This is a genomic window from Halobacillus sp. AWH4_228 (assembly GCF_056158365.1).
Genome location: NZ_JBSWTE010000001.1, coordinates 1,084,268 through 1,105,515, shown reverse-complemented (window position 1 = coordinate 1,105,515; position 21,248 = coordinate 1,084,268). Strand labels below are relative to the sequence as shown.

Here is a 21,248-nt window from a genome sequence, read left to right as displayed (position 1 = left end):
TATTCAACACTCCTTTTTTTATAACGTTTAGCCAAAGTTCTGCATAATAAAAGCTGACTGGGAGTTCATCTGTGAAATGGCCTTCTCCATCGCGGTAAACTCTCTCCAGTAGCGGTCTTCGATTTGATTCAAGCGGTCCTGGAAGCTGTCCATTTCATCATCTAAATCTTCAATCTGACGGCCGAGCAGGAAATTGTTATCAAGCGTCGTCGCTTTTCCTGCCTTTTGCTCGATCGATTTCACGGTGCTGTCGATCGTCGTTTCCAGACGCCGTGCAATACCGGGATTCTCCTCTGTACCCGTAAACAGCTGATAAACCGATTCCGGGTCGTTGCGAAGGGCATTCTTCAAATCGTCCTCGTCAACGATGAGCTTACCGCCGTCACGGTAGTTGGAGGAGGATGTGATGCCGACCTGCGACAGCATGGAAAACGCCCCGTCTGTCTGAACAGGTGTGTACCAGTTTCCCCGCATTTTGCTGAGCGCTCCAGAAACAGCGGTATCATTGCGGAGCATCCCGCTCTTCGCCTGCTCTTCCCACAGCTCGATTTCCTTCTCTTCCATATCCTCTTTCTGTTCGGCTGTCAGTGGTGGATAATCACGGTTTTTCTTTTCCTGTACCTTCCCGTTCAAATCCTCAATGATCTGATTGTATTTATCGACGAATTTAACAATCTTATCAAACGCATCATCCACATTGTTGGTCACATTGACCTTGACGTTGCCATCGGTCACTTCGTTGAAGGTAAAGTTCACACCATTCAACGTGTAGTTGTTGGTCTTCGACGATATTTCCAGCCCGTTGTTATAGGTGAACTTCGCATCCTGTCCGCCTTTTTCATTCAGCTTCCACGAGCCGGAGGAGTTATCCCCATTCTTAATGCCAAGGGTCGTAGACAGAAACGAGGCACTTCCATCAAAACCAATTTCCGCACCTAAGAATTCATTATCATCCTGATTGAAGTTTCCGGTCACGGTCCGTTCAAGCATCACTTTATCCGCACTTTTATCATAAAACGCACGGACACCGAGGTCAGACTTGCTGATTTCAGAGAGAACGTCATTCAGTGACTTGTCTCCGGTCACTTCGAACGACTTCGTATTTTTTGAGCCGTCTTCATTATACGTCGTTATCGAAAATGTCTCGCCAAGCGTCAGACCATTTTTGAAGCTGTTCTGCTGGCTGCTTAACGAAGCACTCGGATCAAATGACGAACCATCTTTTGTAATCTTTTCTTCACTATAGTTGTAGGCAGCCGTCGCCAACTGTTCCACGCTCAACGTATAATCGCCGTTTCCAGCGGAAGAGTTGGCTGTTGCAGAAACGGCTGAACTCGAAGAAGTCGCTGTTTTGGAATTGAATGTTGACTGCAGCTTCATGTTAAAGGCCATATCATCAAGTTCCTTCAACTGCTTGTTCACATCACGGTACGAATCCCGCTGCCATGTGAGCCATTCCTTATCCTGCTCCATTTTGTTTAACGGCTGTTTCTCCGCATTCATCAGATCCTTGACGATACCGTCAATATCCATCCCGGAAGCCAGGCCTCCGATCCGCATATCACTCATGATTTCACCTTCTTATATTTTATGGTCGACAATGATGCCGATCGATTCCGCAATCGATGCATACAGATTCAACATCTTCTTCGGCGGAATTTCCTTAATCACTTCGTCGGTTTCATTATTGACGACGGTTACATAATATTCCCCGAGCTTATCGTGGAACTTAAAGCGCAAGGATGTTTGTAACGATTGGAAAATATCATTCAAGCTGTCCGTCAACTGCGTCAGCTTTTCTTTTTCACCAGCAGGAAAAGAATACGCTTATCTCTTCTCCTGTACGTCCTGAACAGATGTCGTTGGGTTATGTGGCTTATAGGTGCTCTGCAGGGGTTGTGAGGGGGTGACGCGTGTGGGCAGATGCACCTTCAACAACTCCTATACGGTTTTCTTTTTATATCGGAGCGTTTTGAGGAAGTTGAAGGGGAAATGAAAAAGAGACTCCAGTAAACTGAAGTCTCTTGGAAAATGAATATTAACGTAGAAGTTGAAGAACTCCCTGTGGCTGTTGGTTTGCTTGTGCAAGCATCGCCTGTGCAGCTTGAGAAAGGATGGAGTTCTTTGTTTGGTTCATCATTTCCTTCGCCATCGTGCGAACATTTGCTTTCACAAATGACCAGACTATATCTTCACCCTCTAGTAATCCAGGAGGGGTCGGGCACTTCGGATTCACAATGCTGATGATACATTGTTTCACCTATGGATTTCATCATCCTTGCATTTGCTTTAGATGGTTTATCCTAGTCGTTGAACCTTCTCCACTCTTTCGAGACAGGAGCTTGGCTGCTGATTGCCCAATCTTTTCTTTTGTTAACCTTCACGCTTATCGTTTCCAATTACGTTGTGGTAAGAAAAGTTCTCAGGGGTTTCCAGCAATTCACCCAATAATGATCGCTGACCGTTACCAGTCAGGACGACTGTGCTTGTCACTACTTAGGCAGCTAAAGCATAATCTACGTCACGGATACGAGATTCCGCAGCAGTTAAGTTTTCAGAAGATGTTCCTAGGTTATTAATAGTATGGTCTAGTCGATTTTGAAAAGCACCTAGCTTTGATCGCTCTGCAGATACAGTTTTAATAGCATCATCTATTGCTGTAATAGATTTCTCAGCACCGGTAGAAGAAGTTACATCAACATTATTAATTCCAAGGTTTGTAGAATCCATAGCATTAATATCTATGCTCATAGTTTGATTTTCATTAGCACCAATATGCATACTTAGAGCTCCACCAACGGTCACAGCGACTGTACCTGTATCCGTCGCTGTCATTGATAGACCATCAGAACCATAGCCAGATAGCATAAGTTTGTTACCATCTACACTAACTGTTAATGTATTAGTTGAAGCATCTTCTGCTGTGGCCGCTAGGTCAGTACCTGTGTCCTGAGCAGGTGTACCATTTAAGGCGTCTCCACTTGAAAAGGTATTATCCCCACTTGCTGTTACTGTTAGAGATTGATCTGAACCGACATTTGTCGTTTTGATAACAAAATTATTACTATTACCTGAACCATTATCAGTAAAAGTAGCTTCTACTCCACTAACATTAGAGTTAATTCTTGCAGCTAAATCTTCATAACTTTCATTAGCTTCCCATGAAATAGTAGTTATGTTTCCGTTAGCATTAATATCAAATGAACCCGCAGCATTTGTTGTCTTCTCATCAGCATTAAGCACATCACCTGTAGTTGCTTCTGTAGCCATTGTAGTAAGAGTAATATCATAAGTTCCCGCTTCAGTTTGAGCTGTTTGCTGAATACCTTTAACCTTCCCAGCACTATCTACCGAAGTACCAATATCACCAGTCAACAGCTTTTTGGTATTAAATTCTGTGGTATTAGCTATACGGTCAACCTCTTCGTTTAATTGGTCAATTTCCTTTTGTATTTCTCCACGGTCATCAGCTGTATTAGTGTCATTAGATGCTTGTACAGACAATTCTCGCATACGCTGAAGAATAGAATGCGTTTCATTTAAAGCGCCTTCTGCAGTTTGAATTAAAGAAACCCCATCTTGGGAGTTTTTAGCTGCCATATCCAACCCACGAATCTGCCCACGCATCTTCTCAGAAATTGCAAGACCAGCAGCATCATCAGATGCGTTGTTAATACGAAGACCAGAAGATAGTTTTTCCATAGAGTTGGACTGCGCATTGTTAGCAGAGCCCAATTGACGATAAGTATTCAAAGCCGCGATATTGTGATTAATTCTCATGTTACAAATTCCTCCTTGAAATGGTTGATTTCACGTCCTTGTGAAATCCATTAGAATATATACAAAAAGCCGGCCGACTCTTGTAATGTTTTACATTACTTATATCGGACGACTTTTCCCACTGTTAACGATTATTTTCATTTTTTCAGCAGATCCAGTAAATTTTTTGAAAGCGCGGAGGCTTCCTTGTTCTCCTCTTCAATGCTGACATACACTTCCTTGCGGTGGATATCGATATGACGGGGAGCCTCGATGCCGAGCTTCACCTGTCCGCCTTCAATGGAAACGACTTTAATTTCGATGTCATCGCCGATTTTGATCGATTCGCCGGACTTACGGTTAAGGACGAGCATCAGCTTCACCGCCTTTATCCTCTGTCAAAAGAAGCTGCCGTCTCTGATAGCTTTCTTCTTTCAGGATGACCTGCTTGGCCTTGTTTTTATGGACGTTAACAACGATCGGAGCTTTCAAGTTGATCGTAGAGGCTTTGAAAGGCTCTTTCAATGTGAGCACACTGTAGACGGCTACATCTTCCGGACCGTTCAGGCTAAGTTCTTCAACGACCGCGTCTTCAATATGGAACTCGTAATCCGCAAAAAACAGGTACGGGTTGGTGACGATGAGTGCCACCTCGGCTTCGTCCACGGACTGCAGCGCGTAATAAACACCATTTTCATCCACAGGCAGCAGCACATATGTATGATCATTTTCAAATCCCGGCAGTCCGTGCTTGAAAGTGAGGAGATCTTTTTCCTCGACAGCAAGTTCACCGAAATGCTTAGTATTGATATTCATATCCATTCTCCTTTTACACTTTCCAGTCGATCTGTACGTCCGGATGCTGTTCTAACTGAAAGCTCACTTTTCCAGGCTGATACGTATGCTGTGGTTTCTGCGGCTGCACCTGAATGACCGGCTTCTTCGGCTCTACGTCTATTTCCACAGAAGCGGCTTCATACGATACGTCAACAAGGTCATACGCAGGCAGCCCTCCCGGTGCAAATGTAAAATCCAGCTTGGCATTTTCCTCTCCATGAGAGGCGATTGGATTGCCGCCGCTTTCGATTTTCATCAGCTCATCTCCTTCACGCGCCATCCGGGCAATGCCTTCCAGCAACAGCTGCCGTCCATCAGCGGCAAGCTCATCACTCCGCTTCGCCACGCTTTTCAAATCAATATTGTTCCACGCCTTTGTCTGGTCGATTGTCAGTTTTCCTTTATGCTGTCGGATATTCATTTCCGCCGCCGGCTGCTGGATGGACAATTCCGCTTTCGGTTGACGGATCGTCTGCTGTGACCCATCCACCTGATGACCGAGCCGCGCCTGGGTCGTCTGCACCTGGAGCTTTGGTATGTTCATAAGGATGCTCTCCTTTTCATAAAAAAGCAGGCTGTCCCTTCAGGGAGCAGCCTATCTTAGAAAGTCCATCAGCGTCGGCTGGATGATGCGTGAGCCAGCACCGAGAGCGGCCCTGTGGATCGTTTCCTGTGTTTTCAAATCCATGATGACTTTTTCAATGTCGGCATCTTCATTATCGGAGACGAGCTTGGAGGCCGATACCTCCTGAGTCGCCAGACGGTCCTCAATCAACTCGACCCTGTTCATCCGTGCGCCGAGATCGGCCCGCTCATTGACGATATTGTTGATATGACCATCGAATTTACCAAGAAATTCATCAAGGTCTGTCCCACTTTCCAAAGCATTGGCGAAGCTTTCAAGGTCGTTGAATAAATCTTCGTTGAACACGTTACCGGCGTTCACGTTTGTCTGAATCCGGACGCCGTCCGACACTTCGATCATGACCGGACTTGCGCTTTGATTGATCGTAAAAGCGGTGTTATCCATATTGACCGGTGCGGCTGTCGTATTGGTTCCGTTAAAGATGTATTTATCGTTCACCTTCGTGTTGGCGATGCTTCCGACATGCTCCTTCAACTGGCGGATTTCTTTTGCAATGTTGGCGAGTTGTTCTCCTTCATACGTGCCGTTACTTGCCTGAACCGTCAGCTCTCGCACACGCTGCATCGCCTGTGTGGCTTCATTCATAGAAGAATCACTGCTGTCCATCCAATTATGCACTTCGCTGATGTTCCGCTTATACTGTTCCACGCCGGAAAGCTGGGAGCGGTAATTCATGCCCTTCATCGCAACAACAGGGTCCTGGGAGGCACGGGTGATCTTCTTCCCGGTCGCCAGCTGATCCTGATAGGTGCCCATGTTTTCATAGCTGCTGCTTAAATTACGCAGCATATTGCCGGCTAACATCGATTGAGTTACGCGCATAGGTTATCCTCCCTCCTTACACGCCCATCCGGTTGATGATGGTATCCAGCATTTCATCAATGACCGTAATGTTACGGGCGGCCGCATTATAGGCGTGCTGATATTTGATCATATTGGCCATTTCCTCATCGAGGGAGACAGAGCTGACCGACTGCCGCTGCTCCTCCACAGAAGCCTGCAGTGTGCCGGCATTTTTCGACATCCGCTCCGCTTCCTGCGTTTCCACGGCCATCGTACCAATGATGGATTCATAAAAGTTGGAAAGGGACGCTTCCTCACCGAAAAGGGCGTTATTATCGTTCTTCACTTCAGCAAGATTCCGAGCGTTTTCACCGTTCCCCGACTCATTCGTCACCGCTGCTGCGATGTTGTCGCCGTCGGCTTTGATTTCATCCGTTAAATCCAACGTCCCTGCAATGCCTTCCACGACGCCGTCATCGTTTGCCTGTGACATATCGATATCGAAAAACTTCGGTACAGCCGTTCCATTATTGATGCTGTTCAAAGACTCCCCGTTTTGATGAACGGTATTGAATGCCTCCGCAAAGCCTGTGGCCATCCGGTCCAGATCCGAGAGCATGTTTTCGTAGCTGCCCTTTTTCTCTCCGGCCTCCACATACCCACCGGATTCGATTAAACCTTTCAATTTTCCGGGGGAAGAAAATTCTTCAATCGTGTACGTGTTTCCCCCTATTGTCATTCCTGTAGCGAGAGCGCTGTCTGCGCCATAGGTGACATCCAGTTCATTCACGCCGCCACCGATGGTTCCGTCTACAAGGGTGGCCGGCGGGTTCATTGCTTTACCATCTTGATTGACTAAGGAAATCGTCGCTCTCCCCATAGCCAGCGGACTGGCAGATGCGGACGCCTCCTCATAGCTCACTTGTACGTTGACGTGCTCGGAAAGCTGATCGATCAAGCGGTCACGCTCATCATACAAATCATTCGGAACCATTCCGTGGGGCTCGACTTCACTGATCTGCTCATTGATATTATGAATCTGGTTGGCGATGGAATTGATCGACTTTTCCGTGACGCCCACTTCCGTTTTCACATCCTTCTGCATCGTCTGGATCGTGTTGGAAAGATAGTTGAACGTTTCGGCCACCGCCTGGCCGCGCTGCCGGACGACAGAACGGGCGCCTGAATCCTCCGGGTTCACGGACAAATCCTGAAGGGCTCCCCAGAAACGGTCCATCGTGCTGGATAAACCATCCTCGGAAGGTTCGTTCATGACGCTTTCCAGACGCGCAAGAGCGTCCGAGCGTGAATCATAATAGCCCGCTTTACTGGCTTCCCCGCGGTACTGTTGATCAAGAAAACCGACACGCACGCGCTCAATGGAAGCTGCCTGCACACCGCTTCCCATCTGACCGGGAATTTCCGGACGGTTTCTCGAAGCGGCAGGATATGGACCGGTCTGCTCGAAATTGACGCGCTGTCTCGTATATCCTTCGGTGTTGGCGTTGGCGATATTATGAGAGGTTGTGTATAAGGCAGCCTGCTGGGTAAACAAGCCGCGTTTGGCTACTTCAAGCCCGTGAAACGTAGATGTCATATGTGCTGCTCCTCTATTTAAGCTTTCGAATCAAACAGGGAGCGCTTCGGCGCTTCCTGCTTTTGTTTTCCGTAATTCAACGACTGGATGGACGGCTCCAGTGTATTCAGTGACAGGCTGATAAACTGCATCGACTGTTGGATGAGCTCCGCATTCAAAGCCTCCTGCTGTTTCAAGTCAGATAAAACGAAGATGAGCGCTTCATACGCACGCTGCAGCTCCTCTTTTTCCTCACCTGAAAGAAGCTGGAGCATTGCGGAAACGGTCTCGTCCTGTCCCGTATGCCCCTTCTCCTTAAACCACTGCTCCGCCGCTTCCGTCCGCTGCTTTTCCATCTGTTTCACAGCCTGCACATGCTTACGCTCCTGCTGCAGCAGTTTCTGCATTTTGTCCGTTTCATTATGCTTCAACGCCTCTGTTTTGGTGTGCGATACCGTAAGCAGGCTTTTATGCAGCTGAGTCAGTTTGTTCATGAGAGTTATGATGGTACCGATCGTCATGGTGATGCTCCTTTATTCTTTGTTTGAAAAGAAATCGATCATCTTTTTCGCTGATGCCTGGGCATCCACCTGATAATTGCCCGTATCCACATCATGCTTGATCTGTTCCACGAGTTTCTGTCGCATCGGAGATACCGTATCATTCTCCTGCATCTGCTTCGCCTGCGGAGAGATTTCCAGCTTATCCTTCGCCTGATGAGTTTTGACTTCTGCCTGCTGATTCAACTGTTTTTGATAAGGGTTCATCTGAGTATGATGCGGTCGATTGATTTTCATTAGATACACCTCACTTACGTGTCCGTTTCGTTATACTCTATATATCGGAAAAGGAATCGCTCCATCCATCATCCAAATTAATCATTTCCCACTGAGTAATAAGTCTTACGAGACACTTTTTCCTTGATCCGATCAGCAAACTGCTCGTTGCGCGTTACCTGCTCCAACTCTGCTCCGAGTTCTCTGCTGCAGCTGGAACAGATGCGTCCTTCCTGAATGGGGGAGCCGCACTTCTCACATCCGTATTCCAAGGAAGGAAACTGCGAAGGGTGCAGCCTTTTCTGCTTTACGAATTCCCGGATCTGCTTCTTGGAAACGCCGGTTTTTGCTTGTATTTCATTGACCGTAGCCGTGCGGTTGGATTTTTTCTTTAGAAACGTATACACCGTCTGAAAGTCCTGCTCCTCTTTTTTTACGCATGCCTGACAGATGACCGCCGCTCCTTTTATGAATATGGCATTACAGCGCGGACAGTTCGCTAATTCTCCCATGCCGATGGTCCCCCTTACGCTCTCTTTCTTATTATATCGGTTAAAAAATAAGATTCAAAAGTCTCATAGACAGATTCATCGAAAAATTGTAAATGACCGCACTGCGGGACAGCCGTTTTCTTTCAACAGCGAGGCCATGTGACGGATCGTTCTTCCCGTTGTATAAATGTCATCCACGATAATAACCGGCTGATCTACCGGTTTTACAAGAGAAAAGGGGTTGTCCGCTTCAAGCCTCGCCCGTCTATTCCGCTTCGACTGCTTTTCCCCGTGAATGCGTTTAAAAAGATGCGCGGATTCTTTTCCGACCATTTCAATGATCTTCCCGGATTGATTAAAGCCGCGCTCCTTTTCCCGCTCCGAACTCAAAGGAACGCAGACAGTCAGATCATCATCCAGGTTCAGCCCCTTCCACTTTTCCTTCACCATCACTTCAAGAGCTTCCACAGCCACGTAATCGCCACGGTATTTCCATTGGGCGACAAGCTCTTTGGCAAAAGCATTGTACGTAAACACCGAATCGTTTTGATCAAGGACACCAGGAAGCGTCGCTTCCCAGCGCACACAGTCACCGCAGAGACCCTCTCCGGGCCTTGAACACATCGGGCAGCGTTCAGCAGGAAGCTTCGCAAGCTCTTCTTCACACGTCCGGCAGATTTTCTTATCGATTACCGGCACCAGGAAATTTGTCCAGTTCACTTCCGGTACGATGGGGGAAAAGCAGAGATAACAGTTCACAGCTTCTGCCCCAGCTTGTTCATCTTTTTGATGGCTTCCACCGCGTCCAGCATCTCATCGGTTTTACCGATGTGGTAAAAACGCACATCCCCATCCGGATCGTCAGCGCTTCTTCCAGCCCGGCCGGCAATCTGAACGAGAGCCGCTTCATCAAAGACGACATGACCGGCATCGATGACGTATACATCGACCGACGGGAAGGTCACGCCACGCTCTAGAATCGTTGTCGTAACGAGGATGCTGTACTCTTTATTGCGGAAGCTTTGAATTTTCTCTGCCCGGTGATGATCTTCGGCATGGACCGACTTCACCTCATACCCTTCTTCCTTTAAGAAAGCAGCGATTTCCTCTGCCTTTTTAATGGAAGGAAGAAAAAGCAGCAGCTGCCTGGCTGTGGTCTGCTGTTCAGAGATGGTTTTCGATAGATGCTGCGGAAGCTTTCCTCGGTTCAAAGAGCGGTGAAGCATCGGAGTCAGCTTCAACACAGGTACAGGGAGCGGGTGACCGTGGAATCGTTTCGGGATGAAAGTGACAGGGAGGGATTTTTGGCGGAGCCTTCGCTTTTGTTCTTTTCGTGGCGTTGCGGTTAAATAAATGATCGCAGCCTCCGGCTTGGCCGCTCTTTTGGCTGCAAAATGCAGCGTGGGATCGTTGTGAAAGGGAAAGGCATCGACTTCATCGATAATGAGCACGTCAAAAGCATGTGCAAATCGGAAAAGCTGGTGGGTGGTGGCAATGACAAATGGAGCCCGCCCGTTTTTGTCCGGACTGTCCCCGTACAAAGCCGCTGTATCGACTGCAGGAAAAGCCTTCTGCAGCCGAGGCTGCAGCTCACGGACAACGTCGGTCCTCGGTGTGGCAAGGCAGATTCTTTTGCCGGTTTCCAATGCTTTTGTAATCGCAGGAAAAAGCACTTCTGTTTTCCCAGCTCCGCAGACAGCCCAGATGAGGTGTTCCCCGGAGCCGGTTTGAACCAATGCGGTCAAATCATCGGCCGCCCGCTGCTGGCCGGGAGTCAGCGTTCCCTCCCATACACATGGATCCTCATAGAGAGGCCACTGGACGTTTGCGCTTCCTATATACAATGGCTCACATTCCAATACACGTCCCATTTGGATGCAGTTGCGGCAGTAGACGCACGACTTTCCACAGGTTGTATGGGGGAGTTCGGCAAACAAATGGGCCTGCGTGTTCCCGCAGCGGCGGCAGCGTTTTTGAAACAGGTGCTGCTCCATACTCTCTGTTTTCGTTAAAATTCGTTTCGAAACCAACGTTAATATTACTTTTTGACTGTAGGGGATTTCATGTGGGAGGAGGAGTTTACCGGCAAGATCGAGATGTGGATGAGGAACAGGATTGGAGGGGATCCAGGAGAAGTCCTGAGGTTTCTTTCGTTGGAAATACGGGAGCACAGCGTCACCTTCCTTAGAAAAATAGAGCCTGCCTGAGTCTCACAGACAGGCTCGTATTCTCAGGACTGACGGTACCAGCCAAGGCCGATCGCCCCTTCACCGAGGTGGGTGCCGATAACCGGACCGAAGTAGCTTAATGTCACGTGGACATTGGCGTGCCGGGATTCTATTTCTTTCTTCAATTCCGCAGCTTCATCCGGACGGTTGGCGTGAATCAGGGTTGCTTCGTATTCTCCCCCGTCCTCCACCTTTTCTGCGAGCAGGGAAAGGATCCGTTTCAGCGCTTTTTTACGCGTACGGATTTTTTCAAACGGAACGATTTTCGTATCCACAAAGTGCAGCACCGGCTTCACCTGAAGCAGACTGCCGACAAATGCCTGCGCTCCGTTCAGACGGCCGCCGCGCTGCAGGTGGGACAAATCATCCACCATGAAGTAGGCATGCATCGTTTCCTTCATTTTCTTCAGACGGGACAAAATTTCGTCAGGACCCGCTCCGCGCTCGGCCATATCCGACGCCTCAAGCGCATAAAAGCCCTGCATGTGGCAGCTGATTTCCGAGTCAAACACGTGGACGTCGATATCATCCACCATTTCCCCGGCGGTCATCATCGCCTGATAGGTGCCGGAGATTCCGCTGGATAAGTGGATGGAAATGACGGCGTCATAGTTGTGCGCCAGTTCCTCGAGCTTTTGTGTCATAATGCCGATCGACGGCTGGGAGGTTTTCGGAAGCTTCCCGCCTTCCCTGACCATGTCATAAAAATCATCGGCGTTGATATCAATCTCTTCTTGATAGGATTCTTCCCCAAAGATGACGTTTAAGGGGACCATATGTATATGATGGGCTTGTCTTACTTGCTTCGGAAGGTAAGCCGTACTGTCCGTTATGATTGCTGTTTTCATCCGACCCAGCTCCTTATAAAAAAATTCCTCTATGCTTATATGTACGATAGTTTTCTTTTTTCTCCTTCCCTATTTTACATGAAGGCCGCTGCCATTGCACCAACAAACTGTGCAGCTGTCCGATGTCAGACACTCCCATTCCTGTTGTATCAACGAAGTCGGAGTCAGGTTCTGCGGGGGACAGGTCGCTTTCCGCGGACATGCGCTGAGTCTCCTCAGGCTCCGCCTTGCGGGGCCTCACCCTGCATGCTCATCCCGCAGGAGTCTCCCCGTCCCCCTTCGAACCCTGCTGAATGAGAGCCTTCTCATCCTGTTTAATGAAATACCAGGCCCGGTCATGCAGACAAAGAAAAAAGCTGCCCGGAGGTTCCGGACAGCTTGAGTAAGGAGCAAATCTACCGTTAAATGACTTCCACCCAGCCATTTTTAATGGCCGTGACAACCGCCTGCGTACGGTCATTCACATTCATCTTCTGTAAAATATTGCTGACATGGTTTTTAACGGTCTTTTCACTGATGTATAAGGCCTCTGCTACACCGCGGTTGCTGTTACCGTCCGCCAACAGCTGCAGCACTTCGCATTCGCGGCGGGTAAGCAGATGAAGCGGTTTGCGGTACTCGATCGTACGATAGCTGCTGCTTCCTTTGCTTTCTGACAAACGGCGGTATTCCGCTACTAGATTGTGCGTAACCTTCGGATGCAGATAAGAGCCTCCAGCACCGACGACTTTGATGGCATCGATGAGCGCATCAGAGTCCATTTCCTTCAACAGATACCCCTGCGCCCCTGTTTTCAAGGCGTGGGTGACATAGTTCTCGTCATCGTGAATGGACAGGATGATGACCTTCATTTCAGGATACCGCTTCGTAATTTCTGCTGTCGCTTCTACGCCGTTCATGCTTGGCATGTTAATGTCCATTAACACTACATCCGGCAGGTGTTCCTCGACGATTCGCAGTGCTGCATCCCCGTCATCACCTTCGGCTACCACTTCAAAACTGGATTCGAAGTCGAGGATTCTCTTTACGCCCTCCCTGAACAATTTATGGTCGTCAATCAGTACGATTCTGGTCGTCATGGTCATTTCCTCCTGTTTCTCTTACATAGAATGGTTTTTTGTTCCCCTAACCTATTCTTTGTTCTCTCTCTATCTCTGTTTTTGTTTGTTTGTAAATGACACCCTAATCCTGCTTTCTATTATAAACGATTTAAGTCCATTTACATAGTTTTTCACAAAATTATCAATTTAATGGCAGATGGATTGTGACTATCGTCCCTTCACCGATGCTGGAATCGATGTTCAGTTCGCCTTCGAGCATTTCTACACGTTCCCTCATGCCCATCAGGCCGAACGATTTTTCCTTCTTCCCGTTCGTGTCAAAACCTTTTCCGTCATCCTTCACGATGATCATCGCACTGGTGGACATGATTTCGACTTTCACTTTGATTTCCTGCGCTTCGGCGTGCTTGACCGCATTTTGAACGGCCTCCTGCACAAGTCGGAATAAAGCCACTTCGTATTTGGACTCCAGTCTGTCTTCTTTCCCGAACGTGGCGAAGGTGATGGTCAGTCCATCATTGTAATCCTGGACGGTCGCCAGGTATTTTTTTAAAGTAGGAAGTAAACCAAGATCATCAAGGGCCATTGGACGGAGATCGTAAATGATCCTCCGTACTTCATAGAGGGCAGACCGGACGAGCGAGCGGACACTTTTCACTTCCTGCATCGCATCCTCGATGCCGCGTTTCTTATAGGTCCTTTCTACAAGGTCGGAGCGGAGCATCACGTTGGCCAGCATCTGTGCCGGACCGTCATGAATTTCCCTGGAGAGCCGGCGGCGTTCTTCTTCCTGCGCTTCAATGATCTGCAGGCCGAACTGCTGCTTTTCCTTCGCTGTTTCCAAAGCATCGCTGACCTGTTTGAAATCTTCGGTTAAGTAATTCAAAACGACGGAAATTTTCCCGCCTAACGCTTCCGCACGTCCAATCGTTTCCTCAAGCTTACGAAGTCTGAGTTCAAGGTCGTCCCTGCGGCAGCGCAGCTGTTTCTCTTTTTCTCTTTTCATCGAGAGTTCCATCTGCAGGGCATGGGTTTTCTCATAGACTTCGCGGATTTCTTCCTCTGAATATTTCTGGAACTGACTGCTTACTTCGGACAAACGCTTGCGGGAAAAACGAACTTTCTGATCGAGTTGATCGCCTTCTTCAATATAAGCAATCACCTGTCGTTTCGTTTCCTGCAGTTCATCGTACAGCTTTTCATATTCCTGACGGGATCCCTCGCCGATCTCAAAAATTTCATCCTTGCTGTTGGTGACTGTATCCACCATCTCATCGATAATATGGTCAAGGGCGATATCCCCCGTTTTCTGTTCGCTCATCACAAGTCCCTCCATCAATATTCACATAATCATTCGTAAGACCCATGTCCATTTATGGGGGTTATGTACAACTTTTCAGCCGCAATCCTACTATTTGTATGGTTTGCCCATTTCAACCCCCCTCGATATAATAAAAGCTTAGGAGGTTTTCAACGATGCTGGAAAGATATTATACCGTAAAACCTGAGGGTTCTGAAGAAGTTACCATACAAAAATCCCGCTTCATCGGTTATGTGAAGCGTTGTGAAACAGAAGAAGAAGCACAGGCCTTTATTCAGGAAATCAAAAAGAAACACAGCGATGCCACCCATAACTGCTCCGCTTACATGATCGGCGAACACGATTTGATCCAAAAGGCGAATGACGACGGGGAGCCGAGTGGAACCGCCGGTGTACCGATGCTGGAAGTACTGAAAAAACGCGGGTTAAAGGATACCGCTGTCGTTGTTACCCGTTACTTCGGCGGCATTAAGCTGGGGGCCGGCGGTCTCATCCGCGCTTACGGATCCACTGCTTCTGAAGCCATTACGACGACCGGTGTCGTCCAACGGCAGCTGATGCAGGAAATCAAGGTGAAAATCGATTATACCCTGCTCGGAAAAGTGGAAAATGAAGTGCGGAATTCGACGTATACGCTAGAAACGGTTAATTACCTGGAAAATGTGGAATTAATAATATACGTAGAAAGCGGACTGGAAGAGGAATTCGAAGCTTGGATGGTCGATTTGACGAGTGGTCAGGCGGACATCACAAGAGGCGGAACCTCCTACGTAGAATTTGACGTCACACCGGAGTAAAGGAGCTTACTGACGTATGAAGCTGAAAAAGCTGACCATCTTCCTCTGGGCAGCGGCTTTCCTCTTGCTTGCCGGCATCGGAGCAGCGGCGGGGTATGCGGTTTATTTAACCGATCAGGTGAAAGAAACCGCCACCGAATCCCACAAAGAGCTGGACCGAGGCGGCATGTCGGATAAACGCGTGGAAGAAGTGAACCCTGCCAAAGATCACACGTCTGTGTTATTCATCGGCATTGATGACAGTGAGAAGCGTACAGGTGATGAAGGACTGCCGGCCCGTTCCGATGCCCTCGTTCTGGCCACCTTCAATCAGGATGATCGTTCGATTAAGATGCTGAACATCCCCCGGGACTCACTCACCTATATCCCTGAAGTCGGCTATGAGGATAAGATTGCCCACGCCCATGCCTTCGGCGGTGTGGATGCTACCGTCAAGACGGTGGAGCAGCTGCTTGATGTTCCTGTCGATTATTATGTCCGATTGAACTTCAATTCATTTGTGGAAGTTGTTGATGCCATCGGCGGCATCAACTACGACGTTCCATTTGATATGACAGAGCAGAACAGTTCCGATACAGCGGGAGCCGTAGAGCTGCAGGAAGGCTACCAGACGATTACCGGCGAAGAAGCTCTGGCTCTTGCACGAACAAGGAAGTATGACAGTGACCTTGCCCGTGGGGAGCGCCAGATGAAGCTCATCCAGGAAATTTTCAGTGAAACGATGTCCACAAAAGGGTTGAACAACTTCGACGATATCCTCGCCTCTGTGAGCAGCAACATGAAAACGAACCTGACCTTTGATGAAATGATTTCCTTTAAAGATTATTTCCTGCAGAAGGACGGCTTTACGTTTGATAAAATGCAGCTGTCAGGAGAAGGCGGATTCACTGGTAACGGCTGGTACTACCAGGTGAATGAAGAAGATCTCACCGCCGTCACTCAAACGCTCAAAGATCACTTGAACCTATCCAACCCTCTCGTTAAAGACGATGAGGTGGACAGCTTTTCCAACGGAGACGAAAACAACAATTCCATGTAAAAAAAAAGCAGAAGGCTGTTCATCCAGCCTTCTGCTTTTTTTATCGACGGGTTCGGACCCCGCGGATCATATTCAAAATCGGTTTGTAATCTTTTCCAATCAAACCGGTGATTTCAACAATCAATTCAATCATCAGCGCTAGAAGAGCTATGACAAGAACCGCTCCATACATCGTCGCCTGTGAGAATATGACGGCAGCGAGACTGAACAGGGCACTGACCGCATAAATCATCAGGACAGATTCCGGATGGCTGTAGCCGAGATTTAACAGACAATGATGAAGGTGCGACTTATCCGGTGCCGACAGCGGTTTCCGCTGGATGACCCGGCGGACGATCGCAAAGAGCGTGTCCGAAATCGGCACACCTAAAATAATGACAGGAATGACAAGGGAGAATAACGTCACATTTTTAAATCCGAGTAAAGAAAGAACACTGATCATAAATCCTAAAAACAGGGCACCTGTATCCCCCATGAAAATCTTAGCAGGGTAAAAATTGTAGACGAGGAAGCCGAGGGTGCTTCCAAGCATCATCAAGCCTGCGAAGACGACAAATACATTCCCCATCGTGATGGCCATGCCGGAAATGGTTAACAGCGCAATGGCTGATACTCCTGCGGCAAGGCCGTCCAGACCGTCAATCAAGTTGATGGCATTTGTAATGGCAATGATCCAGACGATCGTAAGCGGAATACTGAGATATCCAAGCTCCAGCTCCCCGCCGAAGGGCAGGTTGATGAATTCCACCTGGACACCGCCGATGACGACGACTCCTGCGGCAAGCAGCTGTCCGGCGAGTTTCATTTTCGCGGACAGTTCTTTCAAGTCATCCAGCACGCCGGTCACGATAATGATCGTTCCACCGAGAAGGACAGGCCATGTTAATTCACTTTCCGGAAAAAAGAAGACAATTCCCAGCGCAAAGCTTAAATATATCGCTAAACCGCCGAGACGCGGCATCACATTTTTGTGGACTTTCCGGTGGTTCGGCTGATCCGTCGCACCGATTTTTATTGCTGCCCGCTTGACCAGCGGCGTAATCGCCAGCGAAATGATCAGGCAGAACAGCAAGGCCTTATACTCCATAAAGACCCTCCTCAGGTTTATTATATCCTCTCCGGTCCGTTGTAAGCGGATCGATAATTTCCATCTGTTGTGTTCATACTAAGGTTTGTAATCGAGAAAATTATATCACAGGAATATGGGGGGCAATGTAACGATTTCCTAAATTTCCGTTAGCCTATTTTTTCACACCTCAAACCTATTTAGACCGGTTTCATCACAAACCCCACTATATCAGCAGATTATGTCAGTGGAATAACTGGTTGTTAACAATCCCATTTCATTTTTTGCGTTTTTCTGACTTTTTCTTTATAGAGGTTTTTTTGTTTACACCTTCGTTTTGGTTTGTCTAAAATAGGGAAGTTATCTTTGACATCTAACTAGGAGGACTTATTCGTTTATGGCAACTAGAGAACGAAGAAAATTAGAAAAGACGTTAAAACCCCACTGGGTCTGGGCGATTGCCTTCGGTTCAGCGATTGGCTGGGGCGCTTTTGTACTCCCCACAGACTGGATCGGCCAGGCAGGCCCCGCCGGTGTAGTTCTCGGCCTTTTACTCGGCGCCGCTCTCATGATGATTATCGGCGTCAGCTATGGATTTTTGATTGAAAAATTCCCTGTTACGGGTGGTGAATTCGCTTATGCCTATATAGGATTCGGCCGGCGGTTCGCTTTTATGGCGGGATGGTTTTTAACGCTCGGCTATATCTGTATTGTTGCATTAAATGCCTCAGCCCTCGCACTGCTGGCAAAATTCCTCTTCCCTGATTTTGTTCAGACAGGGAATATGTATACCGTAGCTGGATATGATGTTTCCATGATCCAGATCGCGATTGCATCTCTAGCCCTTATCGTATTTGCTCTATTGAATATCCGCGGTGCCAGCTTTTCCGGACAGACACAATTTGTTTTCAGCCTGATCTTGATTGCGGGAATCGTCCTGCTTGGGATCGGTGCCATCATGACCGACGGACCAAGCGTATCCAATATCTCCCCTGGATTTACACCGGATCAGACCGCAATGGCATCCATTTTAACGATTCTTGCCATTGCCCCGTTCGCGTACGTCGGGTTTGACAACATTCCTCAGACAGCGGAGGAATTTGAATTCGAACCGAAAAAGGCCTTCAGCCTGATCATCTGGTCGCTGCTCGCTGCAGGAGTTGCCTACAGCGCCATGATTCTGATTACAGCCAGTACGATGCCTTGGCAGCAGCTGCTTGCGATGATCAACGACACCCAGTCGGTCTGGGGTACCGGTGACGCGATTGAAAGCTACCTCGGACGCGCCGGCGTCTTCATCATTGCTGTTGCTGTCTGTATGGGTATTTTCACAGGATTGAACGGGTTTTACATTTCTGCCAGCCGTCTGACATTTGCTATGGGACGTGCCCGCATTCTGCCGGACATCTTCCGCAGGCTGCACCCGAAATATAAAACCCCCTATGTCGGCATCCTGTTTACGATGACGATCTGTCTCGTCGCTCCGTGGTTCGGCAGAGAAGCCCTGCTATGGGTCGTCGATATGTCATCCACCGGCGTCGCCATCGCGTACTTTTTCTGTACCGCAACGGCGTACAAGTTTTTCCGCTGGTCAGAGAATTCTAAGGCGGAGAAAAAAGCCAGCACGGTTTCCCCTGGACGCAAGCTTCTTTCCCTGGTCGGAATGATCAGCTCCATCGGCTTTCTCGTTCTCCTTCTGCTGCCATGGTCACCGGCAGCCTTAGGGAAGGAATCCTACATCGCTCTTGGTGTATGGATCATCATCGGCATCGTCTTCTATCTATTAAATGCGAAACGCTACAACGAAATCAGCCGTAAGGAAATGAACTATCTGATTTTAGAAAAAGAAGAATTATAATAGGAAAACTCCCCGGAAATGTTTCGGGGAGTTTTCTTTTTCGACAAAATCACTACAAAAACGACGTTGTATGACAGCCAGTTAACAATTTCCCAATCCTCAAAAAGAACGCCTTCCCCCCGTTTTCATCTATGATAGAATGGGAATTTGAGAGGTTAGAAAACAGAGGTGGAACAAATGGCGAAAAAACTCGTCCGCGTCCGCAGACGCAGGAAAAAAAGAAGAATAAGAAGATGGGTCGTTTTTTTATTTGTCCTGTCGCTGCTGATCGGTGGTGGCTTTTATTACGTGAATAAAGTCTACACCGCCTCTTACGAAGATCTGGATAGAGGAGAAAAATCAGACCTGCGGGATGAAGCTGTGGACATCGGTGATGATCCGATTTCAATTTTACTGATGGGTGTTGAGGATTATTCGACAGAAGGCGGCGCCGGCCGTGCGGATACCCAGATTGTAATGACTCTTGATCCTGATACGAAGGACATTACGATGACAAGTATTCCACGGGATACGCAGGTGGACATCCCGGCCTATAAAGTCGGCGATCAATATGCAGGCTCCCACAAATTGAACGCAGCCTACTCACTCGGGGAAGTTTCCGGATACGGGGCTGAAAAGCTGACGATTGAAACCGTAGAGGACTACCTCGGCATTCCGATTGATAAGTTCGCGTCCGTCAATTTCGAAGGGTTCATGGAAATTGTCGACCTGATGGGCGGCGTCACGATCGATGTAAAGGAAGGCTTCTGGGAACGAAGCAGCCTGGATTATGATAAGAAGATTGAATTTGAAACTGGTGAAACAACGATGAACGGGGAGGAAGCTCTCGCTTTTGTGAGGATGAGAAAGCGTGATGTTGCCGTATCCTATCCACGGGACGAGCGACAGCGTCAATTCATCCAGGCAAGCATTGATGAGGCCCTTTCTGCCGACAATCTGCTCAAAGCCGGTGAATTTGCGGATATCCTCGGTGACAGTGTCAGTACGAACCTGACGATCTCCGAACTGTACGCCATCCAAAAAACGCTGTCTTCCGAAAATCCTTCGACGACAACCTATACGATTGAAGGACAGGACATGCGTCTGGAAGACGGGTTGTATTATTTCGTCCCGGACGAAGGGGCTCTAGAGGAAACGAAGCAGAAACTGCAGCAGGCTCTCGATATTACGCCTTCCGGATCCTACGGGAACACTACGGATGATTCAAGTGAATAAACACAGCAAAACTGACCATACTCCGGTGTGGTCAGTTTTTTTATGTATCCTTAAGCTGTCCTGGTAAAAATCAAGATTCCGTTGGTCCGTTTCGATGTGTAGGGACCTTCGTACTCCTGTGGAAATCCCTCTTCATCACTTTCAAGTTTAATCCGCTGTATGAAGGCTTTCTCTTTCAATATCCGGCGGAACGTATCTTCTGTTAAATGTCTGAAAGGTTCCACGACAATCGTTTTGTCAATCCGCACGCTGCACCGGCCGCTCACCGGCAGTTCTGTCTGGTCCAGTAAAAGCTTGGTTACATGCACTACCCCTGACATCCTCTCTGTATAAAATGACAAAGAGCCCTTCCTTTTGAAGGGTGCTCTACCCATATTATAAGAAAAGGAGAATAAATTGGAAACGGCAGATATTCCTAGTTGGTTAGAAAGCCTCTTTCATTAATCTTTGAATTTCGTTCTTCCAATATCACTCCTTCCACCCTAAATCCTTATTCCCGCGGGATTGAAGGTCTTTTTCCGGCCATTGAGCCATCCGAAACTCATAGATCCTATGGAAGGATCCCTTCGTACCACTTTTCAGTCGATCCAATTACTTCCATCCCCTAAACCGGCTGATCGTCTCCATAAAAAAACCTTCCCCACCGGAGTGGAGAAGGCCTGTTCATGTTATTCTTCGATAATGCGATAGTTTGTATGAGCTACAACCGTCCTGTCATATTCGAAATCGATGTCATTCAGATTATCCATAATGGTTAAATCAACGATGACAGACTGCTGGCATTGACTTGGAATAACTCTTCCTTTAAATGTGATATCATTTCGTTCAAAGGTAACAATTTGACCAGGTGTTGCAATACGATCATCAGGTTGTATCATATCTCTCTATCCTTTCCGAATCAACATTATTGGTTTCAAAAAAGTTTACATGAAATAAACAAACAATTC

General features: G+C 47.9%; 23 protein-coding genes and 1 pseudogene. 4 read left to right on the top strand and 20 right to left on the bottom strand.

Features of this window, described 5'->3' with window-relative positions; translation table 11 throughout:
• Nucleotides 1–27 precede the first annotated feature (27 nt).
• The 17 genes and pseudogenes from ACXADP_RS05375 to ACXADP_RS05295 all read right to left on the bottom strand — a co-directional run bounded on the left by ACXADP_RS05375 (nt 28) and on the right by ACXADP_RS05295 (nt 14,326).
• Nucleotides 28–1,569: a flagellar hook-associated protein 2 gene (locus tag ACXADP_RS05375; RefSeq protein WP_474971033.1), complete on the bottom strand. Its 1,542-nt coding sequence runs from the start codon at nt 1,567–1,569 to the stop codon at nt 28–30.
• A gap of 12 nt (nt 1,570–1,581) precedes the next feature.
• Complete coding sequence (locus tag ACXADP_RS05370) at nt 1,582–1,794, bottom strand: flagellar protein FlaG (protein WP_474972292.1); 213 nt, start codon at nt 1,792–1,794, stop codon at nt 1,582–1,584.
• 244 nt (nt 1,795–2,038) lie between these two features.
• Nucleotides 2,039–2,152: pseudogene (locus ACXADP_RS05365) on the bottom strand (flagellin); the annotation flags it as partial.
• Between the two features lie 344 nt (nt 2,153–2,496).
• Entirely contained in the window at nt 2,497–3,780 is a 1,284-nt protein-coding gene (locus ACXADP_RS05360) for a flagellin N-terminal helical domain-containing protein (protein WP_474971032.1), read from the bottom strand.
• 137 nt (nt 3,781–3,917) lie between these two features.
• The gene (gene csrA / locus ACXADP_RS05355; protein WP_027955052.1) at nt 3,918–4,133 is read right to left on the bottom strand and encodes a carbon storage regulator CsrA; all 216 of its coding nucleotides are present in this window, start codon (nt 4,131–4,133) and stop codon (nt 3,918–3,920) included.
• Nucleotides 4,120–4,575, bottom strand: coding sequence for a flagellar assembly protein FliW (gene fliW, locus ACXADP_RS05350; protein ID WP_474971031.1), 456 nt, complete (start codon nt 4,573–4,575; stop codon nt 4,120–4,122). The genes csrA and fliW overlap by 14 nt, the downstream gene beginning before the upstream one ends.
• Nucleotides 4,576–4,588: 13 nt before the next feature.
• Nucleotides 4,589–5,140 carry a DUF6470 family protein gene (locus ACXADP_RS05345; protein ID WP_474971030.1) on the bottom strand — a complete coding sequence of 184 codons (552 nt, stop codon included), beginning with the start codon at nt 5,138–5,140 and terminating at the stop codon, nt 4,589–4,591.
• Nucleotides 5,141–5,191: 51 nt separating this feature from the next.
• On the bottom strand, nt 5,192–6,064 hold the full coding sequence (gene flgL / locus ACXADP_RS05340) for a flagellar hook-associated protein FlgL (protein ID WP_474971029.1): 873 nt from the start codon (nt 6,062–6,064) through the stop codon (nt 5,192–5,194).
• Nucleotides 6,065–6,080: 16 nt separating this feature from the next.
• Nucleotides 6,081–7,622: a flagellar hook-associated protein FlgK gene (gene flgK, locus ACXADP_RS05335; RefSeq protein WP_474971028.1), complete on the bottom strand. Its 1,542-nt coding sequence runs from the start codon at nt 7,620–7,622 to the stop codon at nt 6,081–6,083.
• Between the two features lie 17 nt (nt 7,623–7,639).
• Nucleotides 7,640–8,122 (bottom strand): flagellar protein FlgN, encoded by a 483-nt coding sequence (locus tag ACXADP_RS05330; protein ID WP_474971027.1) that lies wholly within the window; start codon nt 8,120–8,122, stop codon nt 7,640–7,642.
• Nucleotides 8,123–8,134: 12 nt separating this feature from the next.
• Nucleotides 8,135–8,398 carry a flagellar biosynthesis anti-sigma factor FlgM gene (flgM, locus tag ACXADP_RS05325; RefSeq protein WP_474971026.1) on the bottom strand — a complete coding sequence of 88 codons (264 nt, stop codon included), beginning with the start codon at nt 8,396–8,398 and terminating at the stop codon, nt 8,135–8,137.
• Nucleotides 8,399–8,475: 77 nt separating this feature from the next.
• Nucleotides 8,476–8,889 (bottom strand): TIGR03826 family flagellar region protein, encoded by a 414-nt coding sequence (locus ACXADP_RS05320; protein ID WP_474969460.1) that lies wholly within the window; start codon nt 8,887–8,889, stop codon nt 8,476–8,478.
• A 75-nt stretch (nt 8,890–8,964) separates the two neighbouring features.
• Nucleotides 8,965–9,627, bottom strand: coding sequence for a phosphoribosyltransferase family protein (locus ACXADP_RS05315; RefSeq protein ID WP_474971025.1), 663 nt, complete (start codon nt 9,625–9,627; stop codon nt 8,965–8,967).
• Nucleotides 9,624–10,898, bottom strand: coding sequence for an ATP-dependent helicase ComFA (locus ACXADP_RS05310; protein ID WP_474971024.1), 1,275 nt, complete (start codon nt 10,896–10,898; stop codon nt 9,624–9,626). Before ACXADP_RS05310 ends, ACXADP_RS05315 begins: the two co-directional genes overlap by 4 nt.
• A gap of 200 nt (nt 10,899–11,098) precedes the next feature.
• Nucleotides 11,099–11,944, bottom strand: a complete 846-nt coding sequence (locus ACXADP_RS05305; protein WP_474971023.1) for a DegV family protein — start codon at nt 11,942–11,944, stop codon at nt 11,099–11,101.
• A gap of 401 nt (nt 11,945–12,345) precedes the next feature.
• Nucleotides 12,346–13,023, bottom strand: a complete 678-nt coding sequence (locus ACXADP_RS05300) for a response regulator (protein ID WP_027955040.1) — start codon at nt 13,021–13,023, stop codon at nt 12,346–12,348.
• Between the two features lie 163 nt (nt 13,024–13,186).
• Nucleotides 13,187–14,326, bottom strand: coding sequence for a sensor histidine kinase (locus ACXADP_RS05295; RefSeq protein ID WP_474969464.1), 1,140 nt, complete (start codon nt 14,324–14,326; stop codon nt 13,187–13,189).
• 155 nt (nt 14,327–14,481) lie between these two features.
• On the opposite strand from ACXADP_RS05295, the gene ACXADP_RS05290 reads away from it, so the two are divergent.
• Both ACXADP_RS05290 and ACXADP_RS05285 read left to right on the top strand, forming a co-directional pair.
• The gene (locus ACXADP_RS05290; protein WP_474969465.1) at nt 14,482–15,123 is read left to right on the top strand and encodes a YigZ family protein; all 642 of its coding nucleotides are present in this window, start codon (nt 14,482–14,484) and stop codon (nt 15,121–15,123) included.
• A 16-nt stretch (nt 15,124–15,139) separates the two neighbouring features.
• Nucleotides 15,140–16,162, top strand: a complete 1,023-nt coding sequence (locus ACXADP_RS05285; protein ID WP_474969466.1) for an LCP family protein — start codon at nt 15,140–15,142, stop codon at nt 16,160–16,162.
• Between the two features lie 40 nt (nt 16,163–16,202).
• On the opposite strand, the gene ACXADP_RS05280 is transcribed toward ACXADP_RS05285, so the two are convergent.
• Nucleotides 16,203–17,249 (bottom strand): glycosyltransferase family 4 protein, encoded by a 1,047-nt coding sequence (locus ACXADP_RS05280; protein ID WP_474971022.1) that lies wholly within the window; start codon nt 17,247–17,249, stop codon nt 16,203–16,205.
• A gap of 376 nt (nt 17,250–17,625) precedes the next feature.
• On the opposite strand from ACXADP_RS05280, the gene ACXADP_RS05275 reads away from it, so the two are divergent.
• Entirely contained in the window at nt 17,626–19,086 is a 1,461-nt protein-coding gene (locus ACXADP_RS05275; RefSeq protein ID WP_474969468.1) for an APC family permease, read from the top strand.
• A gap of 177 nt (nt 19,087–19,263) precedes the next feature.
• Nucleotides 19,264–20,301: an LCP family protein gene (locus ACXADP_RS05270; protein ID WP_474971021.1), complete on the top strand. Its 1,038-nt coding sequence runs from the start codon at nt 19,264–19,266 to the stop codon at nt 20,299–20,301.
• Nucleotides 20,302–20,351: 50 nt separating this feature from the next.
• On the opposite strand, the gene ACXADP_RS05265 is transcribed toward ACXADP_RS05270, so the two are convergent.
• Together ACXADP_RS05265 and ACXADP_RS05260 are read right to left on the bottom strand one after the other, a co-directional pair.
• Nucleotides 20,352–20,609: a hypothetical protein gene (locus tag ACXADP_RS05265; RefSeq protein WP_474971020.1), complete on the bottom strand. Its 258-nt coding sequence runs from the start codon at nt 20,607–20,609 to the stop codon at nt 20,352–20,354.
• A gap of 360 nt (nt 20,610–20,969) precedes the next feature.
• Nucleotides 20,970–21,179, bottom strand: a complete 210-nt coding sequence (locus tag ACXADP_RS05260) for a YkvS family protein (protein WP_027955031.1) — start codon at nt 21,177–21,179, stop codon at nt 20,970–20,972.
• Nucleotides 21,180–21,248 lie beyond the last annotated feature (69 nt).